This window comes from Leptolyngbya sp. 7M, assembly GCF_018128485.1.
Window position 1 is genome coordinate 4299796 of record NZ_CP070897.1, and the last position, 22746, is coordinate 4322541.

17 protein-coding genes, 1 tRNA gene, 1 rRNA gene, 4 pseudogenes and 1 other annotated feature are annotated in these 22746 nt (G+C 51.0%); of the genes and pseudogenes, 12 read left to right on the forward strand and 11 right to left on the reverse strand.

Annotated features, from left to right (window positions below):
• Window positions 1-35 precede the first annotated feature (35 nt).
• On the forward strand, window positions 36-332 hold the full coding sequence (locus JVX88_RS21985; protein ID WP_410503724.1) for a ribulose bisphosphate carboxylase small subunit: 297 nt from the start codon (window positions 36-38) through the stop codon (window positions 330-332).
• Window positions 333-683: 351 nt separating this feature from the next.
• Here the strand turns inward: JVX88_RS21985 and JVX88_RS21990 are convergent, their stop codons facing one another.
• Both JVX88_RS21990 and JVX88_RS21995 read right to left on the reverse strand, forming a co-directional pair.
• The gene (locus JVX88_RS21990; RefSeq protein WP_211620272.1) at window positions 684-983 is read right to left on the reverse strand and encodes a hypothetical protein; all 300 of its coding nucleotides are present in this window, start codon (window positions 981-983) and stop codon (window positions 684-686) included.
• A 165-nt stretch (window positions 984-1148) separates the two neighbouring features.
• Window positions 1149-1451, reverse strand: coding sequence for a hypothetical protein (locus JVX88_RS21995; RefSeq protein WP_211620274.1), 303 nt, complete (start codon window positions 1449-1451; stop codon window positions 1149-1151).
• A 149-nt stretch (window positions 1452-1600) separates the two neighbouring features.
• Between JVX88_RS21995 and JVX88_RS22000 the strand changes: the two genes are divergently transcribed.
• Window positions 1601-2200 (forward strand): AAA family ATPase, encoded by a 600-nt coding sequence (locus tag JVX88_RS22000; RefSeq protein ID WP_263975208.1) that lies wholly within the window; start codon window positions 1601-1603, stop codon window positions 2198-2200.
• 167 nt (window positions 2201-2367) lie between these two features.
• Here JVX88_RS22000 and JVX88_RS22005 read toward each other — a convergent pair whose 3' ends face one another.
• Window positions 2368-2694, reverse strand: a complete 327-nt coding sequence (locus JVX88_RS22005; RefSeq protein WP_211620276.1) for a BON domain-containing protein — start codon at window positions 2692-2694, stop codon at window positions 2368-2370.
• 381 nt (window positions 2695-3075) lie between these two features.
• Between JVX88_RS22005 and JVX88_RS22010 the strand changes: the two genes are divergently transcribed.
• From JVX88_RS22010 to JVX88_RS22025, 4 genes and pseudogenes are all read left to right on the forward strand, one after another.
• Window positions 3076-3279 (forward strand): hypothetical protein, encoded by a 204-nt coding sequence (locus tag JVX88_RS22010; protein WP_211620278.1) that lies wholly within the window; start codon window positions 3076-3078, stop codon window positions 3277-3279.
• A gap of 321 nt (window positions 3280-3600) precedes the next feature.
• Window positions 3601-4335: pseudogene (gene nadA, locus JVX88_RS22015) on the forward strand (quinolinate synthase NadA); the annotation flags it as partial.
• 53 nt (window positions 4336-4388) lie between these two features.
• A tRNA-Ser gene (locus JVX88_RS22020) sits at window positions 4389-4476 on the forward strand.
• 237 nt (window positions 4477-4713) lie between these two features.
• Window positions 4714-5790, forward strand: a complete 1077-nt coding sequence (locus tag JVX88_RS22025) for an IS5 family transposase (RefSeq protein WP_211620280.1) — start codon at window positions 4714-4716, stop codon at window positions 5788-5790.
• A gap of 210 nt (window positions 5791-6000) precedes the next feature.
• Here the strand turns inward: JVX88_RS22025 and tnpC are convergent.
• Window positions 6001-6789 (reverse strand): annotated as a pseudogene (gene tnpC / locus JVX88_RS44295) (IS66 family transposase); the annotation flags it as partial.
• Between tnpC and JVX88_RS22035 the strand changes: the two are divergent.
• A complete protein-coding gene (locus tag JVX88_RS22035; RefSeq protein ID WP_211620282.1) occupies window positions 6671-7258 on the forward strand; it encodes a hypothetical protein in 588 nt (195 codons plus the stop codon). The pseudogene tnpC and the gene JVX88_RS22035 overlap by 119 nt on opposite strands.
• A gap of 489 nt (window positions 7259-7747) precedes the next feature.
• The gene (locus JVX88_RS22040) at window positions 7748-8824 is read left to right on the forward strand and encodes a DegT/DnrJ/EryC1/StrS family aminotransferase (RefSeq protein ID WP_211620283.1); all 1077 of its coding nucleotides are present in this window, start codon (window positions 7748-7750) and stop codon (window positions 8822-8824) included.
• 145 nt (window positions 8825-8969) lie between these two features.
• Here JVX88_RS22040 and JVX88_RS22045 read toward each other — a convergent pair whose 3' ends face one another.
• Complete coding sequence (locus tag JVX88_RS22045; RefSeq protein ID WP_315875353.1) at window positions 8970-11015, reverse strand: S8 family peptidase; 2046 nt, start codon at window positions 11013-11015, stop codon at window positions 8970-8972.
• Here JVX88_RS22045 and JVX88_RS22050 point away from each other — a divergent pair.
• Together JVX88_RS22050 and JVX88_RS22055 are read left to right on the forward strand one after the other, a co-directional pair.
• Complete coding sequence (locus JVX88_RS22050) at window positions 10980-11444, forward strand: hypothetical protein (protein ID WP_317134408.1); 465 nt, start codon at window positions 10980-10982, stop codon at window positions 11442-11444. The genes JVX88_RS22045 and JVX88_RS22050 overlap by 36 nt on opposite strands.
• Before the next feature lie 724 nt (window positions 11445-12168).
• Window positions 12169-13023, forward strand: a pseudogene (locus tag JVX88_RS22055) (protein kinase domain-containing protein); the annotation flags it as partial.
• On the opposite strand, the gene JVX88_RS22060 reads toward JVX88_RS22055, so the two are convergent.
• Window positions 12970-13596, reverse strand: coding sequence for an SDR family oxidoreductase (locus tag JVX88_RS22060; protein ID WP_263975622.1), 627 nt, complete (start codon window positions 13594-13596; stop codon window positions 12970-12972). The pseudogene JVX88_RS22055 and the gene JVX88_RS22060 sit on opposite strands and share 54 nt — an antisense overlap.
• Entirely contained in the window at window positions 13587-14291 is a 705-nt protein-coding gene (locus JVX88_RS22065; RefSeq protein WP_211620287.1) for a GNAT family N-acetyltransferase, read from the reverse strand. Before JVX88_RS22065 ends, JVX88_RS22060 begins: the two co-directional genes overlap by 10 nt.
• Window positions 14292-15197: 906 nt before the next feature.
• Window positions 15198-16166, forward strand: a sequence feature (23S ribosomal RNA rRNA prediction is too short).
• 96 nt (window positions 16167-16262) lie between these two features.
• On the opposite strand from JVX88_RS22065, the gene rrf reads away from it, so the two are divergent.
• Window positions 16263-16378: ribosomal RNA gene (gene rrf, locus JVX88_RS22075) — 5S ribosomal RNA — on the forward strand.
• Window positions 16379-16605: 227 nt separating this feature from the next.
• The gene (locus tag JVX88_RS22080; protein WP_211620289.1) at window positions 16606-16821 is read left to right on the forward strand and encodes a hypothetical protein; all 216 of its coding nucleotides are present in this window, start codon (window positions 16606-16608) and stop codon (window positions 16819-16821) included.
• A gap of 632 nt (window positions 16822-17453) precedes the next feature.
• Here the strand turns inward: JVX88_RS22080 and JVX88_RS22085 are convergent.
• The 4 genes and pseudogenes from JVX88_RS22085 to JVX88_RS44300 all read right to left on the reverse strand — a co-directional run bounded on the left by JVX88_RS22085 (window position 17454) and on the right by JVX88_RS44300 (window position 22675).
• The gene (locus JVX88_RS22085) at window positions 17454-19211 is read right to left on the reverse strand and encodes an MASE1 domain-containing protein (protein ID WP_211620290.1); all 1758 of its coding nucleotides are present in this window, start codon (window positions 19209-19211) and stop codon (window positions 17454-17456) included.
• 494 nt (window positions 19212-19705) lie between these two features.
• The gene (locus JVX88_RS22090) at window positions 19706-20170 is read right to left on the reverse strand and encodes a hypothetical protein (RefSeq protein ID WP_211620292.1); all 465 of its coding nucleotides are present in this window, start codon (window positions 20168-20170) and stop codon (window positions 19706-19708) included.
• 2 nt (window positions 20171-20172) lie between these two features.
• A complete protein-coding gene (cas3, locus tag JVX88_RS22095; protein ID WP_211620294.1) occupies window positions 20173-21912 on the reverse strand; it encodes a type I-D CRISPR-associated helicase Cas3' in 1740 nt (579 codons plus the stop codon).
• Window positions 21846-22675 (reverse strand): annotated as a pseudogene (locus tag JVX88_RS44300) (DUF2887 domain-containing protein). Before JVX88_RS44300 ends, cas3 begins: the two are co-directional and overlap by 67 nt.
• Window positions 22676-22746 lie beyond the last annotated feature (71 nt).

The following is a 22746-nucleotide window of genomic DNA, read 5'->3' on the forward strand; positions in this document are numbered from 1 at the left end:
GACCCAAAGAGCGTCGGTACGAAACTTTTTCCTATTTGCCTCCGCTCAGCGATGCCCAAATTGCTCGTCAAATTCAATACACAATCGATCAAGGCTACATTCCTTGCGTCGAGTTCAACGAGGACTCCGCCGCCGAAACCCACTACTGGACGATGTGGAAGCTGCCGTTGTTCAACGCCAGATCGCCGCAAGAAGTCCTCAACGAGGTTCAGCAGTGCCGCTCTGAATACAACAGCTGCTACATCCGTGTCGTTGCCTTCGACAACGTGAAGCAGTGCCAGGTGATGAGCTTTATTGTGCACAAGCCCAATGCAGGCGGATACCGCTACTAGAAAGTTTTGAGTTTTGAGTTTTAAGTTTTGAGTTGATAAGGCTCATTCAATTAGAATTCAAAGCTTGTTAGATGGCTTCGGTGATCCGAACTAACCCCAATTGAGAATAGGAGGTGGGATAGCCTGCCTCCTTTCATCTTGGCGATTCTTTTATCTTGGCAATTGTTCTTGCAAGCACTGATTGTATCGTTGCCGCAGTAATCTACTTTGATTACCCCAACATCCCTTTACTGGCTTTTTACTGGAAATCTAAATCAGCAAAATAGGAGGTAAATCAATCTACCTCCCGTTGATTACTGTTTGATTACCGTTTGCTAAAGTCTGTTACCGTTAGGCGGCACCAGATTATTTCTAGTTAAATTCGCGTAATTCGATTCTGCCGGTGCATTTGGCCTGCTTGAAGCCTGTTCCACCCGCAACTGGAGTAGTCAGCTCAACATATACGCGAGGTTTCAACCCACCGCCTGCTGGAGTTTCAACAAAGTATTGGAATGAGCTTAACGCGCCAATCATCGAACCAGCCGCTGCAGGCACATCGGTAATTAACAGTGCAGTTCCAGTTCCATCAAAGTTTGTTACTCCGATGTTGCACTGGCTACCTTTAAACTCAACCTTTTGGATCTTTTCGTAATCAAATGTTAGGTTAGGCATAATTTCAGTTTTCCTGTGTGTTGTGTGTTGAACTATTCCTAAATGGTCATTATGGATTTGCAATCAGGCTTTACAATGAGATAAGTACTGTTAGTCACAACTTCATTATTGTGATAGTACTTATCCCAATGCAGTTTTAATTTCTAGGCTTGTTCGCAAAAAATTCTAGACAAACTCGCGCAGTTCGATTCTGCCCGCATATTGCGCTTGATCAACCCCGCCAGCACCAGCAGCGATCGCACTATGCTCGATCATGACAACGGGCTGGTTCTGATTAAAAGGAGGTTGAATCTGGAGGTTAGAGTTTTGAACGGCACCCAGCATGGTTCCAGCGCCAGCGGGGACATCGGTAATCAGCAGCGCATTGCTCGATCCAGCTTTGTAATTCTTGAATGAAACATTGCACTTATTCGGATCAGATTTGAATTCTACCTTTTGCAGGTTGGCTAACGAAATGACAAGTTGCATAATTCTCCTTAAACACTTTCAGTCAATATGTTGGGGTTATATTGAGAGATTCACCTCATTTCACCCGCTGCATCCTCATTCTGGGCGATAGCCTGAGTGACTGGCAGTACCCGGACGGGTAATTTCTTCTACCGTGAGCTAGCTTCCTTATGAGTTACTACCTTGCTCCTCGATTTCTCGATAAGCTTTCAATTCACATCACCAAAAATTATTTGGATTTGCCTGGTGTGAAAGTACCCTTGATTTTGGGTATTCATGGCCGCAAAGGTGAAGGCAAATCGTTTCAGTGCGAGTTAGTGTTTGAGCGCATGGGCGTGATTCCGGTGCATATGTCGGCAGGAGAGTTAGAAAGCCCCGATGCAGGCGATCCGGCACGGCTGATTCGGTTACGCTATCGAGAAGCAGCAGAAGCCGTCAAGGTGAACGGCAAAATGGCCGTGTTGATGATTAACGACATTGACGCGGGAATGGGTCGCGTGGATCAGTTCACGCAATATACGGTCAACACTCAGCTTGTGGCCGGAACCTTGATGAACATTGCCGACAACCCTACCAACGTGCAGCTACCAGGCAGCTACGATGCTGAGCCAATTCAGCGGATTCCAATTATCGTCACCGGCAATGATTTCTCAACCCTGTATGCGCCTCTGATCCGCGATGGCCGCATGGAAAAGTTTTACTGGGAGCCGGACCGGGCTGATCGAATTGGCATTGTCAGCGGTATCTTTGCCGGCGATGGTGTTTGTTGACCGCGCGAAGGATTTGATCAAAAAGTCCCATGATTCCAGATTTACTAAACTTGAGCAGTAGATCGATTTGATGGCGAGAGAAAAGACGGGTAAAGCAGGCACTTTGGTCACTGGGCGTGCTCTTCCCGTCCCTATCACACTGATGGACTAATTACGAACCTAGGGAGCTAACCAACCGTAACCTGGCTGGTATCAACCTCGGTAGCACCATTTACACTGCTGGCAACTCTCACAGCCTTATCAAGCAATTGCTGATTGGGTACTTTGCCTTTCAGCACGACTTTGCTGCTAAGCTGGGCTACCCAGAGATTGTCCAAAGGCTCTAACTCAGCATCATTATCAAACGCTAAAGCTACCCGCTTGGCTAGGCCGCTTTCGTCGAATTCCCCATTCAGTCCTACCTTTGCGGCCGGAATTCCCGGATCGCTAGGAGCAGGAGGAGTTGCTGGAACTTCTTCTTTCTTTTTGCCGAAAATTCTATTCAAAAATCCCATAATTTCATCTCCACAGAAAGTAGAATCAATCAGTCAGATTATCAGCGAACCGCCTTAACCCTGGAAAAAGGAAAGGTTAATTTAAAGGTTCCGTCTATAAGCTGGTGTGAATTAGTTCCAGCGCTCAGATGATTATTGAACTACGCAGGATTGTACAGTCCACTCGTTAAGCGCAGATCAGCCGTAGGTCAGATTTGGGCTGGCTGGATGACTTGAAACAATAGCTTTGAACCAACCCGCTTTCGTCGTAAGCCGTGGACGGTTGGCCCCAAACTGTTACAAGTAGACTTTCTATCATGGCAAAATGGCAAATGGTGCAGCGCAATCTGCGGCAGATATCCGACCAAACATCTGACTGAATCGAGAGAGAGGAGCACACTGATGAATCCAACTGAGGTGAACTGCGTAGAAACCTGCGTAAATGGCTGTGTTTTGGGTGACGAGTGCCCGAACAAGGAGTATCAGGAACAAGCGGCCAAATTTATTCAGGAAACATCGCTCGACCGGATGCTGGAGATTGCTGAAGAAGCACTCCGCAAAAAGCACATGGCTCCACCCCAGTGGGTCTACCCAGAAGATTTGTAACCCGCCTACCACCTACTAACGCCTACTAAACTAACGCCTACTAAAATGAGGACATCTTTGCCGTCATGCCCAGAGTCCACTGGGTAGAGCGTAGTAGCGCTCAGTTTTTGCTGCTATCCGTTGATTTTCACCAGTTCTGCTGCAGTCATTTTTGGTAAGAAAAACTATAATTAGAGGACTAAACATCCCTATCTATCTAGCTCAATCAGCAGAAATCAACGAATAACTGTGTTTGCAACTACACTTTCTTACCAAAAACCAACGGCATCCCCGATCGATTACTTCAGTGCCATCGCGGCGCTTAAGCAGGAACTGAATGCGGTGATTCTGGCCCACTACTACCAAGATCCCGACATTCAGGATGTGGCTGACTATTTGGGCGATTCCTTAGGCTTGTCGCAACAGGCTGCCACGACCGATGCCGACGTGATTGTGTTTGCCGGCGTTCACTTCATGGCTGAAACCGCCAAAATCCTCAATCCCGCTAAACTTGTGCTGCTGCCGGATCTGAACGCGGGCTGCTCTTTGGCCGATAGCTGCCCACCCGACGCCTTTGCCGCCTTCAAAGCCAAATATCCTAACCATTTGGTGATCTCCTACATCAACTGCACCGCCGAGATCAAGGCGATGAGCGACATTATCTGCACCAGCTCCAATGCCGTCAAAATCGTCAACCAAATTCCTGCCGATCAGCCGATTATCTTTGCCCCCGACCGCAACCTGGGCCGCTACGTAATCGAACAGACCGGGCGCGACATGGTGCTGTGGCAGGGAAGCTGTATGGTGCATGAAACCTTCTCAGAAAAGAAAATTGTGCAGTTGCAAATCCAGCATCCCGACGCAGAAGTAATCGCCCACCCCGAATGTGAAGACGCCGTTCTGCGCCACGCCCAATACATCGGCTCCACCACGGCTCTACTGAACTATGTGCAGCGCAGTACTCAGCGCTCATTTATCGTGGCAACCGAACCGGGCATCATCCACCAAATGCAGAAAGCCGCCCCCAACAAGCAGTTTATTCCGGCACCACCAATGAACCAATGCGCCTGTAACGAATGCCCCCACATGCGCCTCAACACCCTCGAAAAACTCTATCTAGCCCTGACCCAGGAGGGGTGCGAGAGCGGCCGAATCGGCACGCTTGGAAAGCGTGTGTGGGGCAACCCACCGTGGGTTCGAATCCCACTCCCTCCGCCAGCTTCCCCCGTATCCAACCCTTCTCCCGACCGGTGACCGGCGCCGAAAGGCGCAGATTTCCCCTGGCCTTGGCGCACCGGCCCTGATACTGCGCAGGCGGAACGAGCACCGTTTTCGCTCTCCGGAGGGCGGGTTCGCTCCGGACCTTGATACTAGGCCGATTGGACGCCTCGAAAAACCACTGGCTTCGGCGCGGGGTGATCTGATTCGCTGATCTCCTCGGCGAAGGGGTCGGCGATGGTGGGTCAGGCGGGTTTCTTCGATGCGGATGAACGGCTTCGCGCTCTGTCTGCGGCCGGCGATCCGCTGGAGCGGCTGCGCGCGGTGGTGGATTTCGAGGCGTTCCGCGCCGAGCTGGAAGCGGGTTTGCCGCGCGCCGACCGCAGCCGGGGCGGGCGTCCGCCCTACGACGCGGTTCTGATGTTCAGGGTCCTGGTGCTTCAGGCGCTGTACACGCTTTCGGACGAGCAGACGGAGTACCAGCTGCGCGACCGGCTGAGCTTCATGCGCTTCGTCGGTTTGGCGCTGCACGATCCGGTCCCCGACGCCAAGACGATCTGGCTGTATCGCGAACGGCTGAGGCGGGCCGGCGCGCTGGCGCGGCTGTTCGCGCGGTTCGATGCGCTGCTGGCGGAGCGCGGCTATCTGGCGATGGGTGGGCAGATCGTCGACGCCACCGTGGTGGAGGCGCGCCGGCCGCGGCTGACGCAGGAGGAGAAGCGCAGGCTGCGCGAGGGCGGCACGCCCGAGGGGTGGTCGAAGGCGCGGGAGCGCCAGATCGATCGCGATGGCCGCTGGACCATCAAGCGCGGCCGCAAGGCGCCGCCTGGGGATGCGCAGCGTCAGGCGATGGGCGAGATCGCGGTGCCGGTGTTCGGCTACAAGAACCACCTCGGCATCGATCGCGGACATGGCTTCATCCGCCGCTTCACCGTCACCCATGCGGCACGCCACGACGGCAGCCAGCTCGGCGCCGTGCTGGACCCGGAGAACACTGGCAGTGGCGTCTGGGGCGACGTGGCCTATCGCAGCAAGGCCAACGTCGCGCTCTTGGAACGGCGCGGCCTGGCGCCACAGTTCCAGCGCGCCAAGCCGCGCGGACGGTCGATGCCGGCGCACGTCGCTCGCGGCAATGCCACCCGCGCGCGCGTGCGCAGCCTGGTCGAGCACGTCTTCGCCGCCCAGAAGCGCCGCATGGGATTGATCGTGCGCTCGATCGGCCTCGCCCGCGCCACCGCGCGGATCACGCTGGCCAACCTCGTCTACACCATGCGCCGGCTGGTCTGGATCGAGGGGAGAACTGCGCCAGCCTGACCGCTCAGACCGCTTGGAACACCCAAGCCAGCCGCTCCGGCCCGAAACCAATCTCCACGTCGACCGCGCTCGCCGCGGTCGCGCCGATCGCAAGACCTCAGCCGCGCCAAAAAACAGGGTTATTCGAGGCGTCCAGGCGGCGTCGGGCCGTAGGTTCCAGGGTGCGAGTTCGCCGATGCGGTTGATCGGCTGCGTGGCGATGCGGTCGAGCAGGACGCGCAGATAGGCCTGCGGGTCCCAGCCATTCAGCTCCGCGGTGCCGACCAGGGTGTAGATGATCGCGGCGCGCCTGCCGCCCTCCAGCGAGCCGGCGAACAGGTAGTTCTTCCGGCCCAGCGCGAGCGGGCGCATCCGCCGCTCGGCGGCGTTGTTGTGCAGGCAGGCGCGGCCGTCGCGCAGCACCGTGGTCAACGCCGTCCACTGCGCCAGCGTGTAGCGGATGGCCTTCGCCAGGTCGGACTTGCCGGAGATGCGGCGCAGCGTCGCTTCCAGCCAGGCGTGCAGGTCGGCCATCACCGGCGCCGCGCGCGCCTGGCGGGCGGCGAGGCGCGCCTCGGGCGGCTGGCCGTCGATCTCCGCCTCGAGGGCGAACAGCGGCGCCATGCGCTCGATCGCCTCGCGCGCGAGCGGGCTGCCGTTCGCCAGCATCTCGTCGTGGAAGTGGCGCCGTGCATGCGTCCAGCAGGCCGCCTCGACCACCCGGCCGCTCTCGTACAGCGCGTTGAACCCGGCATACGCGTCGGCTTGGAGGATGCCGCGGAACGCGCGCAGGCGGCGTTGCGGGTTTGGGAGAGGCTGCAATCTACCTCTATAATTCAATGATTTATTGTCTACGTATTGTCTATCGCGATCGAATTTCTCGGATCCAAGGAAGCCTGTGATGAGCAAAGTTGGAGTGTGGTCAAGTTTGTCCGTCGGTATTGTTCTGCTGTTGAGCAGTCCGGTTAAAGCCTTACCGGGCCAGACGGTGACGGAGGTTGCTACCTGGATGCAAACCAATCCGACGATTCAACCAGCCCCCGGCGAAACTCTGCTAGTCCGCAGAACGGACAGTCCTTCTCGGCGATTTATCTTTAAAGCGTCGATTACTTCTCCAGGTCGAGCTGTATCCGGTGATCGCAGAGACATTATCCGCAGTGAAAGCATCACCTTATTTGACATGGTGTATGGCGTCAGTCAGCCGCGTCTGGAGGAAGCGCTGGGCATTATCTACGGCGATGGGGTGTATCAGGATTACCAACAAGCTGAGGTGGTGTATCAATACCCAACCGCTGAAATGCTGAGCCGAGCCGAAAGTCAGAATGCGCCGTTGCTGCGATTTATTCAGGGAGAAGTACGACAGGGAGAACGCTACGGCTACTGGGTTGAAACGGTGCAAACACCAGAAGGCAAGCCCCACAATGGTCAAATGACCGTTTTTCTGCTGGAGGATCTGCCCAAGCTAACGAGTGAACTTGAGAGCCGTTAGGGGTGATTTAGGTAGCGTCTACCGCTAAAACTCGACAATCGCATCTCACGAACAGACCTAGTAAACTCGAACCAGCCTACGGTTTGCGGGGAGTACAGTTTGTAAGTCGATTGTAATCGGCAGAAAGCTGCAAGAGTATCAAAAGTTACGGCGTTGATAGCAGAATTACGACAAAAGCACTGCCTGCTCTAGCGCCTAGCGACAGGTTGAATATGGGCTTCTCGGTAGGCTTGTTCAGTAGGCTTGTAAAGTCATCTAGTCACAGTTTTGCTTAGATCCTAGCTAGACTAAGCACCGCGTTGATTTTACAAAGACTTTACTATTTACGAGTATTAAAAATTACAAATAATTCGGCATAACTAAAGTAAGCCTCCCTTCAATGCCTGCCACAATGCAGCCTGGGATAACGAGCCAACGTCCGGCCAAATAGTTCCGCAGTTAGGCAAATTCTTCTCAAGCTTTACTCTCCGTCGCGTTAATGTTTTCGCCATGCACCATTCCACTATTCCATTCGTTGATCTCACTGCTCAGCATCAGCCGATTCAAGCCAAGCTGGAGCAAGCCGTTCAGGATGTGATTCGCCAGGGAGACTATGTCCTGGGGCAAGCCTTGAGCGAGTTTGAAACTGCCTTTGCCCTTGCTTGTGGCGCAACCTACGGGGTTGGGGTCGCCTCTGGAACCGATGCCATTGCTCTGGGGCTGCAAGCATGTGGCATTGGCGAAGGTGATGAAGTCATTCTGCCGGCCAATACTTTTGTCGCAACGCTGATTGGTGTACTGCGCTCTGGGGCTACACCTGTGTTTGTGGACTGCGATCCCAAAACAGCCTTGATTGATTTGATGGCTGCCGAAAAAGCAATCACAACCCGCACCAGGGCGATCATTCCGGTCCACCTCTATGGCCAGATGGTATCGCCGCGAAGGTTGCTGGATCTGGCAAGCACCTACGATCTGCTGATTTTCGAAGATGCAGCTCAAGCCCACCTAGCCGAACGGGAAGGGTATCGAGCTGGCTCCATTGGCATTGCTGCTGCATTTAGCTTCTACCCCAGCAAAAATCTGGGTGGCTTTGGGGATGGCGGTATGCTGGTGACACGAGAAGAAATCATTGCCCAAACCATGCGCTCTCTGCGTAATTACGGCGCAACTCGCAAATATTTCCATACTGACTTTGGTACTAATAGTCGTCTCGATACGCTTCAAGCCGCTGTCCTCAAAACCAAATTCCCCTTCCTCTATGACTGGAACTGTGACCGCAACCGCATTGCTCGCCAATATGACGCTTTGCTGAAGCCATTAGCTGAATATGGCATTGTTCCGATTGAAAACCACTGTGATGCAGGGCATGTTTATCACCTCTATGTAATTCGGGTTACTGAAGCTAGCCCTATTGAACGGACGACACTGCAAACAGCTTTGGCCGAAATGGGAATTCAAACCGGTATTCACTATCCAATTCCCTGTCATTTACAGCCAGCATTCCATTGCTTGGGTTACCGAGCGGGTGAGGTGCTTATCGGTTTAATTGAGCTGGGACAGAAGTTTTGGCAAAAGTGCTTGACTTAGAGTGTACTCGAATCTCTTCACGCTCGAAAAGGCTCCTGCGATCGCAGCCGATTGCTTTGTTATCAGTGCAGCTACCCCTTTTACACAGTCTAGATTTAGCAAAAGGCTCGGACTATCGGTGCAATGGGCTATTGAGTACATTGTTTTACGCATTGGGATCAAACCCAACTGTAAACTCAATCGTGCCCGAATTATCGTCGCCCACTCCAGTTGCAGCTATGGATTGTCCTGCGCCTCCACTGCGATCGCCGCTGATTTGACCCGTCAGAAAGTCATAGACCAGATTGAGGTCTTTATAACCATCGGTTGGACTGATATCGATCCAGTCATTGTCGAACGTTAGAAACTCGTCGTCATCATAGACTCGAATGGTGATAGGCACCTGAGGTGTAGTCACTGCCTGACTCAATTTCCAGTATGGAGTAATATTATTTCCAGTTTGAGTCGGACTCCTCAACCAAAATGCTTCATCGTTAGGTGGGTTTTCAGAGAACGAAACCAAAGCGTAGAAATCAGAATCATTGTCGACGGGACCGAAATCACTATCAAAATCACCGATCAGACGGTCGATACTTACGGTCAATTTTTCACTCTGGAGCCGCTCAGAGCTAATAATGTTATTTCTCTCATTCGTCTCACCTACTTGATTGGTTCGATCAACAATCACCCCAATATAAGCACTGCCATTCTTAAAGTCAGTCCAAATTGGATCAGTTGCAGGGGGTAACTCGAGTTGGTCTGCTATTCGTATACTCCCGCCGCCACTGAGGGCGTAGGAACCCGGACTGCCTAGAGAATAGTCGCTGGGAGTAATCGTGCTATCGTTAGATAAATAGAAATCTACTCCAAAGAGAGATGAGTTACCTGAGCCAGTATTGTAAATCCGGAAGTTGGTATTAACGGTACTACCCGGACTAAATGTCGTCTGATCTAGCAAAAAGAGTCCTGGGTCTAAATCAACTGAGTTCTCGCCGGGTGGCTCCTCAGGTGGGATATCTGGTGGTTCTTCGGGTGGATTGAGGGCCAGAATTGCGTTAGCGAGAGCCAGCATATTGGCGCGGCGGAACTGAAGCCCAGTGTTCTCTACATTATCATCTTCATCATCTCCGTCAATGATACTATCTCCACTTCTTACTAAAAGTTGCTTGAATTCCGTAGGAGTGAGCCGCCGATCGAGAACTTGCTGCGCTAATTGCTGTGCCAGAACAGCCATTCCTGCAACGTGAGGAGCAGCTTGGCTGGTGCCACTCATAATACTGATAAAGTCCAGATCACCTGGAGTGCTGCTCAATCCTGCGCCGGTAATTTGAGCACCCGGAGCGAAAATAGTTGTCAGGGTAGAATCGCGTTGGGAGAAGCTCGCAATCTGATCTGCAGTAGTAGTCATGCTTCTGGCACCATCATTTGGTGAATCATCAGAATTTTTTGTAGGATAAAACTGCTCTCCGACATCTGCATCATAGACAGCGCCAACCGACAGTGAGTTGTAGTCGGCAGAAGGGTATGCTACTCCTTGGGCACTCTTATGCTCATAAAAGTCATTACCTGAAGAGGAGACAACAATCACATTTCGAGCCGCCAACTCTGCCAGTTCATCATCAATACCCTCAAGTCTTTGCAGCGTGTCATAGTTTTTATCTCTACTTCCAATCGACATATTAATACTGGCAATATTGAACCGATCGACATTGTCCACTACCCATTGCAGCGCCTGCTCAACATAGCCATATTCAAATCCATCTGAGTCATTTTGGAACACCTTGAGAGCGATAATGTCTGCTCCTGGTGCTACACCATCTGAATATTGACTATTGACAGCACTTCCACTTCCAGCCGCAATACTGGCAACATTCGTACCATGCCCAGTGTAACGTCCAGCGCCGTCGGTCGCGTCGTCATCATGATCGGCATAGTCATGATCAGAGACAATTCGAGATTCTCCGCCTGCTGCATTGAAGAAGGGATGGGTCAGGTTGATACCGGTATCAATAATAACTGTAGAGAAGGTTGTACCATCAATTCCAGCGAACTGAGGTTTGCTGCCAAGCGCAGGATCGCCGCTACGAAAGTCTGGGACTTTGATCAGCGGTAGCGATTCAGCAGTAGATGGACTACCTGTGGCATCAGACCCGTCTACGCCGAGCCAGATTGGTCGGTGCAGCGACTGTTCGATTGGGTTGAAGGGCGGGATATCGCTCCGCTACAAGGAGAAGGCTGGGGCGGTGGACAAGCTCGTGGAATCCTGCTGCCCGCCAACCTCACCGTTGCAACTTACCTGCTGGGCACCCCGGTCCAACCGGATTTGACCGGAGCAATTCTAGCGTTTGAGGATGTGTCCGAGGCTCCCTACCGCATCGATCGAATGTTGACGCAGTGGCGCATGATGGGCGCTTTCAACAGCGTTAAAGGCATTGCACTAGGACGGTTCAGTCAGTGTGACCCCACTCCTGGAATTCCTAGCTTTACGACCTCTGAGGTGCTGCGCGAGCGCCTCTCGGATTTAGGAATACCGGTAGTTGCTGAATTGCCCTTTGGCCATGAAGGCGTCAATGCAGCTCTGCCGGTCGGTGTTCCAGTCGAGTTGGACGGCGATCAAGGCAGCTTGAGCATCCTGAATTGAGAGGCAAACCGTTACTTGCGGGTTTAACGATGGTCGGTCAACTTAAGCCAAGCATCTAACCATCACTCTTTACTGGAAAGCCGGTTGTAACTTGCTAAAACTGCGATTCTACTTTGCTAAATCTTTTGCTAAATCTGAAGTGCTAGCACCATTAGCGCTCACTTTTCACAGTGATTTATATCCTGCCACCCCTGTGACTCAGATAGCTGCCACTCATAGCGTGGAACTGAAACAATGCCATGAATTCTGTTCCTGCCATTGCTCATACAATTAGAAACACAATTAAACTGTTTATCACTTTAATCTTTTAGTCACTATTGATTCCTACAGCTCAAAAATTCAATTTTGTCCTGCATCTAATCCCGATTAAGATTTGAATTATGGGCTGTTGGGTCTGGAAGTTGACTAGGGAAATTTATTGGTAGGCGTGTGGCTAACATACAGTGCAGATTCATCTTCATCGGTGTGCTGGCTCACTGAAAGGACAATGCCAACCCCACGGGGACGGATTTCAGACCCTGCTTCAGCCTGAGATGGCAAGCTAGTGGAGATTGTCATAGTCCTCATGCATTCCATTGAACCTGCAATGTAGTAAACTTCATCCACTGACTGTGCGATTCAGCCCTCAATTTTGCTTGCTTGGCTTCGTTTCATTGCCTTACCCTCTGATACAAACCCACCGCAGGGTGAATCATTCATCTAATGCCATAGTGCGCTACCTGCTATGATCTGCTGTCTCAATCCCCAATGCCAGAAACCTCTCAATTCAGATAATACAAAGGTTTGCCAGAACTGCGGTACACCCTTGAGCCTGTTGAGAGGCCGCTATCAGGCTGTACAGTTGCTGGGGCAAGGGGGATTTGGCAGAACCTACTTGGCGTTAGATGAAGACCGGCTAAAATCTCGCTGCGTGATCAAGCAGTTTTCACCTCAGGTCCAAGGCACAAAGTCACTGGAAAAAGCCGTGCGCCTGTTTAACCAGGAAGCGGTGCGGCTGCATGAATTGGGAGAGCATACCCAAATCCCAGCCCTATTGGCCTATTTTGAGCAGGACGGCTACCTCTATCTGGTGCAGCAATTCATTGAAGGCCAGAGTCTGCTGCAAGAGATGAAACAGCATGGCGCGTTTAATGAACGTCAAATTCGCGATGTGCTGGCCGATGTGCTGCCAATTCTTAGGTTTGTGCATCGACATCAGGTGATCCACCGAGACATCACGCCAATGAACATTCTGCGCCGTCAGACCGATGATCGGTTGATGCTGATCGATTTCGGTGTTGCTAAGCAAATCCGGGAAGAGGCGGCTGGGGAAGTAGGGACTCGAATTGGTACAGAAGGCTACGCGCCAATGGAACAATTTCGTGGCGGCAAGGCATATCCAGCCAGCGATTTGTATAGTTTGGGTGCCACTTGCCTACATTTAATGACAGAAACTCGCCCTGATAACCTCTACGATCCGCTAAATGGGCGTTGGATTTGGCGCGATTACTTGCAGCACGAAAAAGGTGTAGTTGTCAGTGACCAGCTAGCCCACATTCTGGACAATATGCTCCGCGATCTGGTTAACGAGCGCTATCAGTCTGCAGATGAAGTGATGCGCGATCTGAATGCTGATTCGTTTCTGCCAACCCCTAAACCAACGCCTGCCTCGCCTCCTCCGGTTTCTCCCTCGGCGATACCGACAGCCCAGCGAGGCTCCACAGTTCGAGGCAAACCCCGATGGCCGCAAAATTGTATAGTTGAGGCCGCTGTTGCGCAGATATTGTTCGACGGCCCACTTGGCTTTGAACACCGGCGCATCTTCATAGCCGCGATCGGCTCCCAGCACCGAAATGAAGACAAAATGCGCTACGCCTGCGGCTTTAGCAGCATCGATCAGATCAATATTGGCTCGGTAGTCCAATGCCTGTGCCCCACCCCGACTCGACGCATTCGACCCGTGGGCGCTAATCACATAACGGACTCCCTGGCAGGCTTTTTGAATATCGCGTTCTTCTAGTAAGTCGCCAATAAAAATCTCGGCTCCCCGATGCTCCAGCTCTCCATAGCGAGAGGTGAGCTTAACAAAGGCTCGGATCGGTTGCTCCCGTTCCCGCAGCAGTCGCACAATTCGACGTCCCAATCCTCCGGTTGCACCTGTAACTAAGAACATGCCGATTCTCCCAATTCTTGCAGCCGTTTACGTAAGAATAACTGCCGAGGTTGTCCTAGCAGCAGCGTGACGGGGTTCACCTCAATTCGCTGCACTCGATAACCTGTTTTCCAATATAGACGCCGCGCTTGGTGATTGTTTTCTAGAACATGCAGGTAGAGATCGCTAAAGCCCCAGTCAAGGGCAATTTTTTCACAGGTCTGCAACAACTGCTGGGCAATTCCCTGCCGTCGATAGTCGCTTTTAACCGCCAAGTTGGACAAGTAAAGATATTTAGTATTCCAGGGTTGCAGCAGGGACGGTGTTTTCAAGCTCAGCTCTACGGTACCGACTAAGGTATCACGACCAAGCACCAAACCAGTTGGGGCAACTCGTCCACTCAATTCTGAAAAAGCCTGTCCTTTTAGCGTTGGTTTGACAGCCACTAAACAGGCATAGTGACTGCTACGGCTATGAAAGCGGCTCTTCAAATCTTCGTAGATTCCGGCTTTCAGGAGAGGATACACCCACCGCATCCAACCCTCCTGGCCGTGAAAGCTGCTAGCAAGCAAATCTGCTAACGCGAGTAGATCCTGCTGCCGAACGGTGCGCGTCAAGAAGGAAGTATCGCTACGGGTTTGATAAGCGGACTGGTTGTGAGCCGAGGTTGAATTAGGTGATGAGGACGACAAAGCTTCTGAGTGCGGGGTAGACATGCGTTTAGAAAGGGGGGGATGCCCTCATTGTAGTCCTGAGAATTAGTTATAGGACTTCAGTTAAAAGCCTTACAGGACTGGGCACTCTCTAGATCAGGTTTAAGCATCTAAACCGTTTCATTCGCACCTGATTTCGGATCGACCTGATTGCAATCAAGCTAAGACTGAAATGATGCCTAAAATACGTGACTGTTTGCAGATTTGATGAAGCAAATGCAGCCTGAGAGCCAAAAATCGACGGGAAGCTGTATATTCGGTGCTAAACAGACAATTATCGCTCCTAAAGAGTGAAAATGCCAATTTAATCCATCCGTTTAGCCGAAGCCCTGTTCAACCAACCGACTAGCCTCCTAGGAATTCTTTGAGCTCTATGAATAGAAACTGGAATAGAAACTGCCTACTCGTGAACATTACACCGATAAGCATCCCTAGCGTTCGGTACCGTCCTAGGCAGTTGACTGGCCACGGTTGATCTCAGCCCACTTGCCCGAAATCTTTAACTGTTGACAACTGTTGACGCCAAGCGCTAGGCATTTCTGCCGCAGGCATTTACTTGACAAAGCCCTACTCATCTAACTGCCCTCAAACCGAGGAGAGCGGTGCATGAAATCTTTAGATCCAAACAAACCTTCGATTTTAGTGGTGGATGATGAGCCAGACAACCTGGATCTGCTCTACCGCACCTTTCACCGAGAATTTAAAGTACTGCGAGCAGAGAATGGTCCGGCAGCTCTGGAGATGCTAGCGCAGGTAGGTGAGGTAGCCGTGATTATCTCTGACCAGCGCATGCCGATGATGAGCGGCACTGAGTTTCTTAGCCTCACTGCTACCCAATACCCAGATACGATTCGGATTATTTTGACCGGCTACACCGATGTAGAAGATCTGGTCGAGGCGATCAACTCCGGTAAAGTATTCAAATATGTCACTAAACCGTGGGACGACGAAGAGCTAAAAGCTGTAGTGCGGCAGGCGGTGGATACCCACAATGTCCTTAAAACCCGCACCCAAGAGCTGCGGCGAACCTTACGGCAAGAATCTCCGGAAAGACCCCGTGCACCTTGACTACAACTTGATAGTGATTTCGGGCAAGTAATGCGCAGCATAGGTGGGAGGCTTTGATGTCAGGCTCTTGGGCTTGGCGGAGCCATCGGTGAGATACCACCCTTTGCTTGTTTGGACTCTAACCTCGACCCGTAAGCCGGGTCAGGGACATTATCAGGCGGGTAGTTTGACTGGGGCGGTCGCCTCCCAAAGAGTAACGGAGGCGCTCGAAGGTTGGCTCAGGCTGTTTGGAAATCAGCCGCAGAGTGTAAACGCATAAGCCAGCTTGACTGCGAGACATACACGTCGAGCAGGTACGAAAGTAGGAGTTAGTGATCCGGCGGTTCCGCATGGAAGGGCCGTCGCTCAACGGATAAAAGGTACGCCGGGGATAACAGGCTGATCCTGCCCAAGAGTTCACATCGACGGCAGGGTTTGGCACCTCGATGTCGGCTCATCGCATCCTGGGGCTGAAGAAGGTCCCAAGGGTTTGGCTGTTCGCCAATTAAAGCGGTACGTGAGCTGGGTTCAGAACGTCGCGAGACAGTTCGGTCCCTATCTGGTGTGGGCGTAGCAGAATTGAGGGAATCTGTCCTTAGTACGAGAGGACCGGGATGGATCCACCTCTAGTGTACGAGTTATCGCGCCAGCGGTAGCGCTCGGTAGCTAAGTGGAGCATGGATAAACGCTGAATGCATCTAAGCGTGAAGCCAGACCCAAGATAAGTTCTGCCCGTGAGACTCCTGGAAGACCACCAGGTTGATAGGCTGGAGATGTAAGTGCAGTAATGTACTTAGTTGACCAGTACTAATTGTCCCAAGGCTTGACCATAAAATTTGTTGACTGGCAAATTTATGTTTAAGCAACTTCGTAGGAAATATCGCATATATTCAGTTGTCAGAGATCAGATGAGATCTTTACAAGTTTTCCGGTGATTGTATCGACAGGGTCACACCCGTTCCCATCCCGAACACGGAAGTTAAGCCTGTTTGAGCCGATGATACTGCAGCTTTCAGTTGTGGGAAAGTAGGTAGTCGCCGGATCTATTTCAAAGAGCCTGCTCATTTGTTTGAGCGGGCTTTTTTGCGTTTGGTTCAGACGGCAAGCAATGATTTAAGAGCGCAATGTTCGAGTTCGCAGGTTCTGCCGGCGTGATCTGGATAATCAGCAAAGAAAAGGGCTTTGCCCGTTTTCCGTAAAGTTCTACGTTCACTGAGTTGCCGATTCCAAGTATGTCAATGGATGCCAGCAGTGATTTGGTACCGTAAAATTGCAGATTCGCGCCCTGATTGCCAAAAAAGCGTTTTCCCTACAAACGAGCAATGACAGCATTGTTGTTTGTATTGTAGGGTATCGCGATGTTTTTCTCGCCTACAAAGACCAGCCCTTTAATGCCGAAATCGATAAAGCCGGTGTTGTAGAAGTAGTGGTCACCGTGAGATGTATATTTGATCGTGTTTCCACTTGCCGGCTGTCTTTCGCCTAATCCGCCGAGAATGTTCGTTCCGGAGCCGTTATTGAAAAAGTGGTTGATGTTAGAAGTTAGGGTGATGTAGAGTTGTTTGCTGCATTGTTAACGACCAAAAATGCTGTAATTTCCACAGCGTCGATTGCCAGATATCTGATAGCTGACCGTGGGCTGGTCGCACCGGCAAAATTCTCGACTCGGACACCTTCGCCGGGTCCGCTAGTCAGAACCATCAATGGAAGGTCGGGCCCGGCTGTAAGTTCGCACCAATGTCATGTAACCACAGAAAAGGAAATTATATGGACAGTCGAAGGGAGCAAATCTATACTCTAATCTGGAAGATATCGCAGTGATAATCGAACGAACATTCAGAATTTTGTCGTATGCGGTGGTCCTTTGCGGATTTGCTTCTCTGTGGATATCTGGCGTATTTGGGGTATTTGGGACCGCTCTTTTTTTTGCGGTATTGATTGTTTCGATACTGATCGAAGGTTCGCGTTGGCAAATATCCGAGCGCGTTGGAACCGCGCTTACCGTGCTTGCCTTACCAGCATTCTATGTACTTTGGAAAGGCGGCTTCTTTGAGTTTACTGGGCCTGAAACGGAGCTTCCGGGTATTTTGGCGCGCCTGATCCTTTCACTTACTGCCATCAAGCTTTTACAAAAGAAGGGCGATCGCGACTGGATCTTTCTTTACGTAATGGCATTCTTCCAGGTATGTAGAACGGATCGAATAGCTTGGTTTTGGCTGAGTCGGGAATGCCGATGCCGTTGTCTGCAATTCCGATGGCTACTGCATTATGGCGCTTCTCTGTTGTGATGGTGATAGTAGGTGATTCGATCTGCCCTCGTTTCATGCCTTCCTCTAGGGCGTCGATGGCGTTGGCCAAAATATTCATAAATACCTGATTCATCTGGCCGACATAGCATTCCACCGGCGGCAAGTCCCCATAGCGTCTGATTAGCTGAATCGCGTCACGGTCGCAGGTAGCTTTGAGGCGATGCTGCAAAATCAACAGGGTACTGTCGATGCCTTCATGGATATCAACCGCTTTCACCTCGGCTTCATCCATGCGCGAGAAGTTGCGCAGTGAAGTAACAATCCGCTGAATGCGGTCGGTCCCTAATTTCATCGATCCCAGCACCTTGGGCAGATCGGCTTTGAGAAACTCCAGATCAAACTCGGCGGCGAGAGCCGCAAATTGCTGACCATCTCCCGCTTGCTCACATTCGATCAAGGTCATCACATCCTGACAATATGCTTCCAGGTGCAGCAAATTTCCGGCGATGAAGTTGACTGGGTTGTTGATCTCATGGGCAATGCCCGCTACAAGTTGCCCCAAACTCGACATTTTTTCAGTCTGCACGAGCTGGGTTTGGGCTTGCTTCAGGGCTTGCAGCGTTTCTTCTAGCTGTCGCTGCTGGATTTGTAGTTGCTCGAAGGCGGCTATGCGTTCTTCTACCCGCAACGCTAATTCCTGATTGGCGGTCGCTAACGCGGCTTCTGATTGTCGCTGCTGAGACAAAATCGCAGTTAACATGAGGGTGGTAATGGCAACGGTGCCCATAAACGTTTGTAAGAGCAGCAACGATTCATTCAATGACGCCCGCATGAAGGAGCTTTTGCCGTAAACCGTCCCAAAAATTGCCAGCATCACCACCACAACTACGCTGGTCGTCGCGCCCCGTGGCCCCAACCGGAAGGTGGCCCAAATTAGACAGGGAATGAGCAGGTACTCTACAGGATAGGCCATCCAGAAGGCGAATTTGCTGATTCCAAACAGCAGTGCCAGCATTAGCAGCATCTCGATCAGTTGCCCCATGCGCGATCGCCCCTTGGATACCTCGTCCCAGGCCAGAAACATGGGCAGCAGCACAATCAGCGAGATCATGTTGCCAATCCACCAGGTCAGCCAAACGGAACCAAAATCGCTCCAGCCAGACAGGCCAAAGATACAGAAGGTCGTTACGCCAATCGTTGCATTCACTGCTGGGCTGAGGGCTGCAATCAGCGCAAACTTCAACACATGGTTGATGGAACTAAAGAAATGCCCCATCGGGATCAGCCGCTGCATCAGGAAATTGCCCAATACGGCTTCTAAGGCGGGACTGGCTGCACAGATTGCTCCAACGACAATCGCCACTCCCCAGTTTTGGCTAGCTTGATAAAAGCTCGGTGTGCTGGCTAGCAAATCGCCCAGCCAAATGGCCGGAATCATGCGATAGCCAAACCAGAAAACGCCGATCCAGGCAATTGGGGCTGGAAACCAGATCGGCGTCACATTGCCAGGGGGAATGGGTAGCGCAACTAACATTCCGAGTTTAGCGGTGCCGTAATAGATCGCTGCTAATCCGAATGGCAGAGCTAATGCCAACATGCGTTGTCGTGCTAACTGGCTTATTTGCATCTGACGTCTCTCAGTCCAACTGATGGTTGAGTAATTTGCGTGAATTCGTTTCGTAAGTAATATTCCCGCAAACAATTCTGCGGTTGACATAGTAGTTGCAATTAGCTGCAATTAGCAGACGTAACAAGCCGCATCAACAGATAATTAGTTATCCAGAAAAAACTGTAGGATATTGTACAATTCTTGCCGTTTGTCAGGATTTTCACATCTTTCGGCAATCACAGGAATAGTTAGAGAAGCAGGATTAGCAGATTTCAGATGGATGAAGTAAAACGGTTTGGGAAACACTTTAAGATAAGCAAAATACAATTTTGACAGTTCAAGCGAGAGTTACAATTACAAGATTAGATTAAAAAAATTAGTTGAATTTAGGTAGACACAAATTGTAGCCATAGATAACCATCAATGATGGTTATTAAAGAGACATCGATCAAGCCATATATCTACCTAGGTTTAAGGCTGTCTTAAGCTGAATTACTTAGAAGACAAATCACCTATGCGCCAAAATTGAGTCGGTCTCCCCATCGCTGGCAGGTTGCCAGAATTGCCGGAATTTCAGACGCTTTAGGTGGTTGAGCCGATTCTTTCTGTCCTCGTTCTGCTTTGTCATAGTCATGCAGTGTCATGGCGAGGCAGAGCAAGCGTTTCTCGGTGTCAGACAACTGGAGGGATGATGGTAGATATTGACTCAAATTCCATGCTATCAACAGCGCATTGAGAACATGAACCAATAAACTTTGGTCGGGTCGGTTGGCCCACTTTCGGGCAGTTTCTCGGGCTCGGCGGTCGCCCTGCTTCAGTAAGCTCTGGTAGTGGGATTCCTCTGACCCACCCAGTGCTGTGATCAGGGAAAACTCCCGTTCTAATGCAGGGAGTACGGTTTCCAGAAACGTTCGCAGGATTGGATCAGTCTCTTCGGGCAGCGTTTCGATCAGGAGTGCTTGTAGGAGCGTTTGCATAGCTAGAAGATGTAGGGTCTTGAGTTTTCACAGGGTTGGAGCCGCCACTTCAGCGATTCCAGCAACAGGGCATCTTGATTGAAGGCACAGGCATAGACCTGACCATCGGCATCGGTCAAACGATAAAGACCAAATAGAGGACTGAGCCGCAACCTTCTCGCAACATCCCAGTGGCTTTGCTGCGATCTGCGATTGACTTCTACTAGAAATGTCAGCAGTTTTTGTTTGCGCAAACAATTCCGCACTTCAGTTTGAGGATGTCCAGTGATCGTCAACTTACTGATCAGAGACAACGTGCATTGCTGGATCTCCTCTGGACCAAGATCGGTTTGTAGCTCAATTGGCTGTCGTTCGTCTAACCATCTCTGAACTCTGAGATAGACTGTAATGTAACGTTCATCAAATTCAGTTGCAGCATGATGGTAATGTTGGGCCGTTTCCAGAAACGAAGCGCGATCGATCACGTCTACAGTCACATAAGGTAGAAGCCGGAGTAGATCGTAGGTATAAAACCGAGAATCATCCCAAATCGCAGCCTGTAAATCTGTTCCACCCCGAAAACGCAGTAATTCTTTCTGGACTGCTTTACCGACTGGCTCCTTTCCCAATGCATGCCAATGTCGTTTTTTATCGAGCTGATCGCCATACACTCGTCGTAAATCTGCTGCTATTTTTTCCTGTAAAGGCTGCATCACATCGGCGTTACCTTTACTCATGGTGATGAGCATTCCCTGAGCCTGCAAAGCTCCCCAGTAGGCGCGGTACTGCTCAAACTCCTTGGGCGGGTCGAAGGCTGACTCAATGATTTCTCGAAAGTCTGATTCCGTTTCAGCCGAACGAATCCGGCTGATTTTTTGCCCCTCGGCAAGCTGCTCTTGCAAGCGAGCCATAATCCAGGGGGTGCGGCTTGGAATTAAGACAAAGGCTTGATAACAAGAAAACCCAGGGTGTCGCCCTAACCGTCCTAATCGCTGGATAAAGGTTGCCGAATCGCTGGTTTCAAAAATCAGCAGGTGAATCCGAAAATCAACACCAATATCAACGGCTGATGTCGCAACAACCAGGACTGATTGAGGTGCGTTAGACAGCTCATTCCGAATTTTCTCCCGCTCCAAGCGGTCAATTCGCCCACTGATCTCTTGGACCTTGATTTCGCTCTCAGAGAAAACTGTCTGTAGTGCTCGGACGACCCGACTTACCTGAGCGATTGAGTTGAGAATAATCAGTCCACGCCCTGCTGCTTCGGCAGTCAGCAGTTGGCGAATCAGATCTGCCTGCTCTAGGAGCCATTGCAGAGAATCTGTACTGTCATCGAGCTGCACGAATTCTAGCTGAACCAGCTGACAGATCTGTCGATATCCTGGCTGTTCAGCACTGGCGTACTGCCCTTTGATCCGCTTAACCTGAAATCCAGATTGGCGTAGGCTATCAATGAACGTTTGCTTGGGTGTTGCAGATGTAAACAACGCTTTCAGAGGGCGTTTACGCAAACGGCTATAGCGAATCAGCAATAAACTGTTAAGAATAGCAGCTTCTTGATGTGCTCCAAAGATATGAAATTCGTCAGCAATATGCAGATCGGGTGATCGCGCCAGTGTATTTGGTAGATCAACTTGATTGTATGCAGGATTACGGTAGCGAAAATGGGTAATGAGATGGAAAATGTCCGGGTTCGTCAGAATAATTGAGCTTTGTTTGAGCGATCGCCACAGCTCCTTAAACCAGTAAGGGTGCTTAAACAACCTTCGGGCATCATAGCAGGTTCAAACACGAAGTCGGCCAACACTCCAGCGACTAAATAGCCCAATGGTGCTGTGATCTGAGACAGGAAGGAGCGAGCCGCAAACACTCGCCCTTGCACACTTGGCTCCACTTTAGCCAGCCAGATAGCCTGGTAGGAGCTACTGTAGAACGGGATAAAGAAAGCTCCAAGGAAACCAGCTGTAAGCCAGACTACCGGAACTTGTCCCAATCCCAAAATCATTTCTCCGCCAAAGCTAAGGGCAGCACCGATTCTGCTTAACAAATAGCGGGCTTCCTCAGGAGTTTGGTCTTCCTTAATCGTCGTCAGCACCATCAGTGCTACCCAAACTGGCAATTGCCGAACCTCGCCCAACTCATCTAGGTAGACTCGGTGTACCTGCTCTCCACTCAGTGGGGTTCGATGCGGATACACGTCCTCTTGCTCAATTCTCCGAGTGGATAAATGACGATCGCTTGCCAATCTCTAAACCGTTCTCGATTGCGGTAAAAATACAAGGCTGACTCTGCAAATACCCGTTCGTACAGCCGTTGGTCCTTCTGAAACTGCACCTCACAGAAGTAGACCGTGCCCACTTCTCCTTCAGGAGGCAGAAACACTCCATTGATCTCAAACTTTGGCTCTTTCACCGTTACTGAATCGAAGCCATAGGCTTGGGCGTTGGCGGGTGGTTCACTCAGTAGTTCAAATAGTAAGGATGAAGATTGTTGAAAGAGTTTGTAAAAAATCGAATCGCGTCGCATACCGCTTACACTGCTGAACTTGAGCAAGTGTACTACAGAATATCTCTATCAACACCCCTTAAATCTATGCC

What these genes read in the sequence shown, in the direction of transcription:
- JVX88_RS21990 (WP_211620272.1), bottom strand. Translation starts at nt 983, where the DNA reads ATGCCTAACCTAACATTTGATTACGAAAAGATCCAAAAGGTTGAGTTT.
- JVX88_RS21995 (WP_211620274.1), bottom strand. Translation starts at nt 1,451, where the DNA reads ATGCAACTTGTCATTTCGTTAGCCAACCTGCAAAAGGTAGAATTCAAA.
- JVX88_RS22000 (WP_263975208.1), top strand. Translation starts at nt 1,601, where the DNA reads ATGAGTTACTACCTTGCTCCTCGATTTCTCGATAAGCTTTCAATTCAC.
- JVX88_RS22005 (WP_211620276.1), bottom strand. Translation starts at nt 2,694, where the DNA reads ATGGGATTTTTGAATAGAATTTTCGGCAAAAAGAAAGAAGAAGTTCCA.
- JVX88_RS22010 (WP_211620278.1), top strand. Translation starts at nt 3,076, where the DNA reads ATGAATCCAACTGAGGTGAACTGCGTAGAAACCTGCGTAAATGGCTGT.
- JVX88_RS22025 (WP_211620280.1), top strand. Translation starts at nt 4,714, where the DNA reads ATGGTGGGTCAGGCGGGTTTCTTCGATGCGGATGAACGGCTTCGCGCT.
- JVX88_RS22035 (WP_211620282.1), top strand. Translation starts at nt 6,671, where the DNA reads ATGAGCAAAGTTGGAGTGTGGTCAAGTTTGTCCGTCGGTATTGTTCTG.
- JVX88_RS22040 (WP_211620283.1), top strand. Translation starts at nt 7,748, where the DNA reads ATGCACCATTCCACTATTCCATTCGTTGATCTCACTGCTCAGCATCAG.
- JVX88_RS22060 (WP_263975622.1), bottom strand. Translation starts at nt 13,596, where the DNA reads ATGTTCTTAGTTACAGGTGCAACCGGAGGATTGGGACGTCGAATTGTG.
- JVX88_RS22065 (WP_211620287.1), bottom strand. Translation starts at nt 14,291, where the DNA reads ATGTCTACCCCGCACTCAGAAGCTTTGTCGTCCTCATCACCTAATTCA.
- JVX88_RS22085 (WP_211620290.1), bottom strand. Translation starts at nt 19,211, where the DNA reads ATGCAAATAAGCCAGTTAGCACGACAACGCATGTTGGCATTAGCTCTG.
- JVX88_RS22090 (WP_211620292.1), bottom strand. Translation starts at nt 20,170, where the DNA reads ATGCAAACGCTCCTACAAGCACTCCTGATCGAAACGCTGCCCGAAGAG.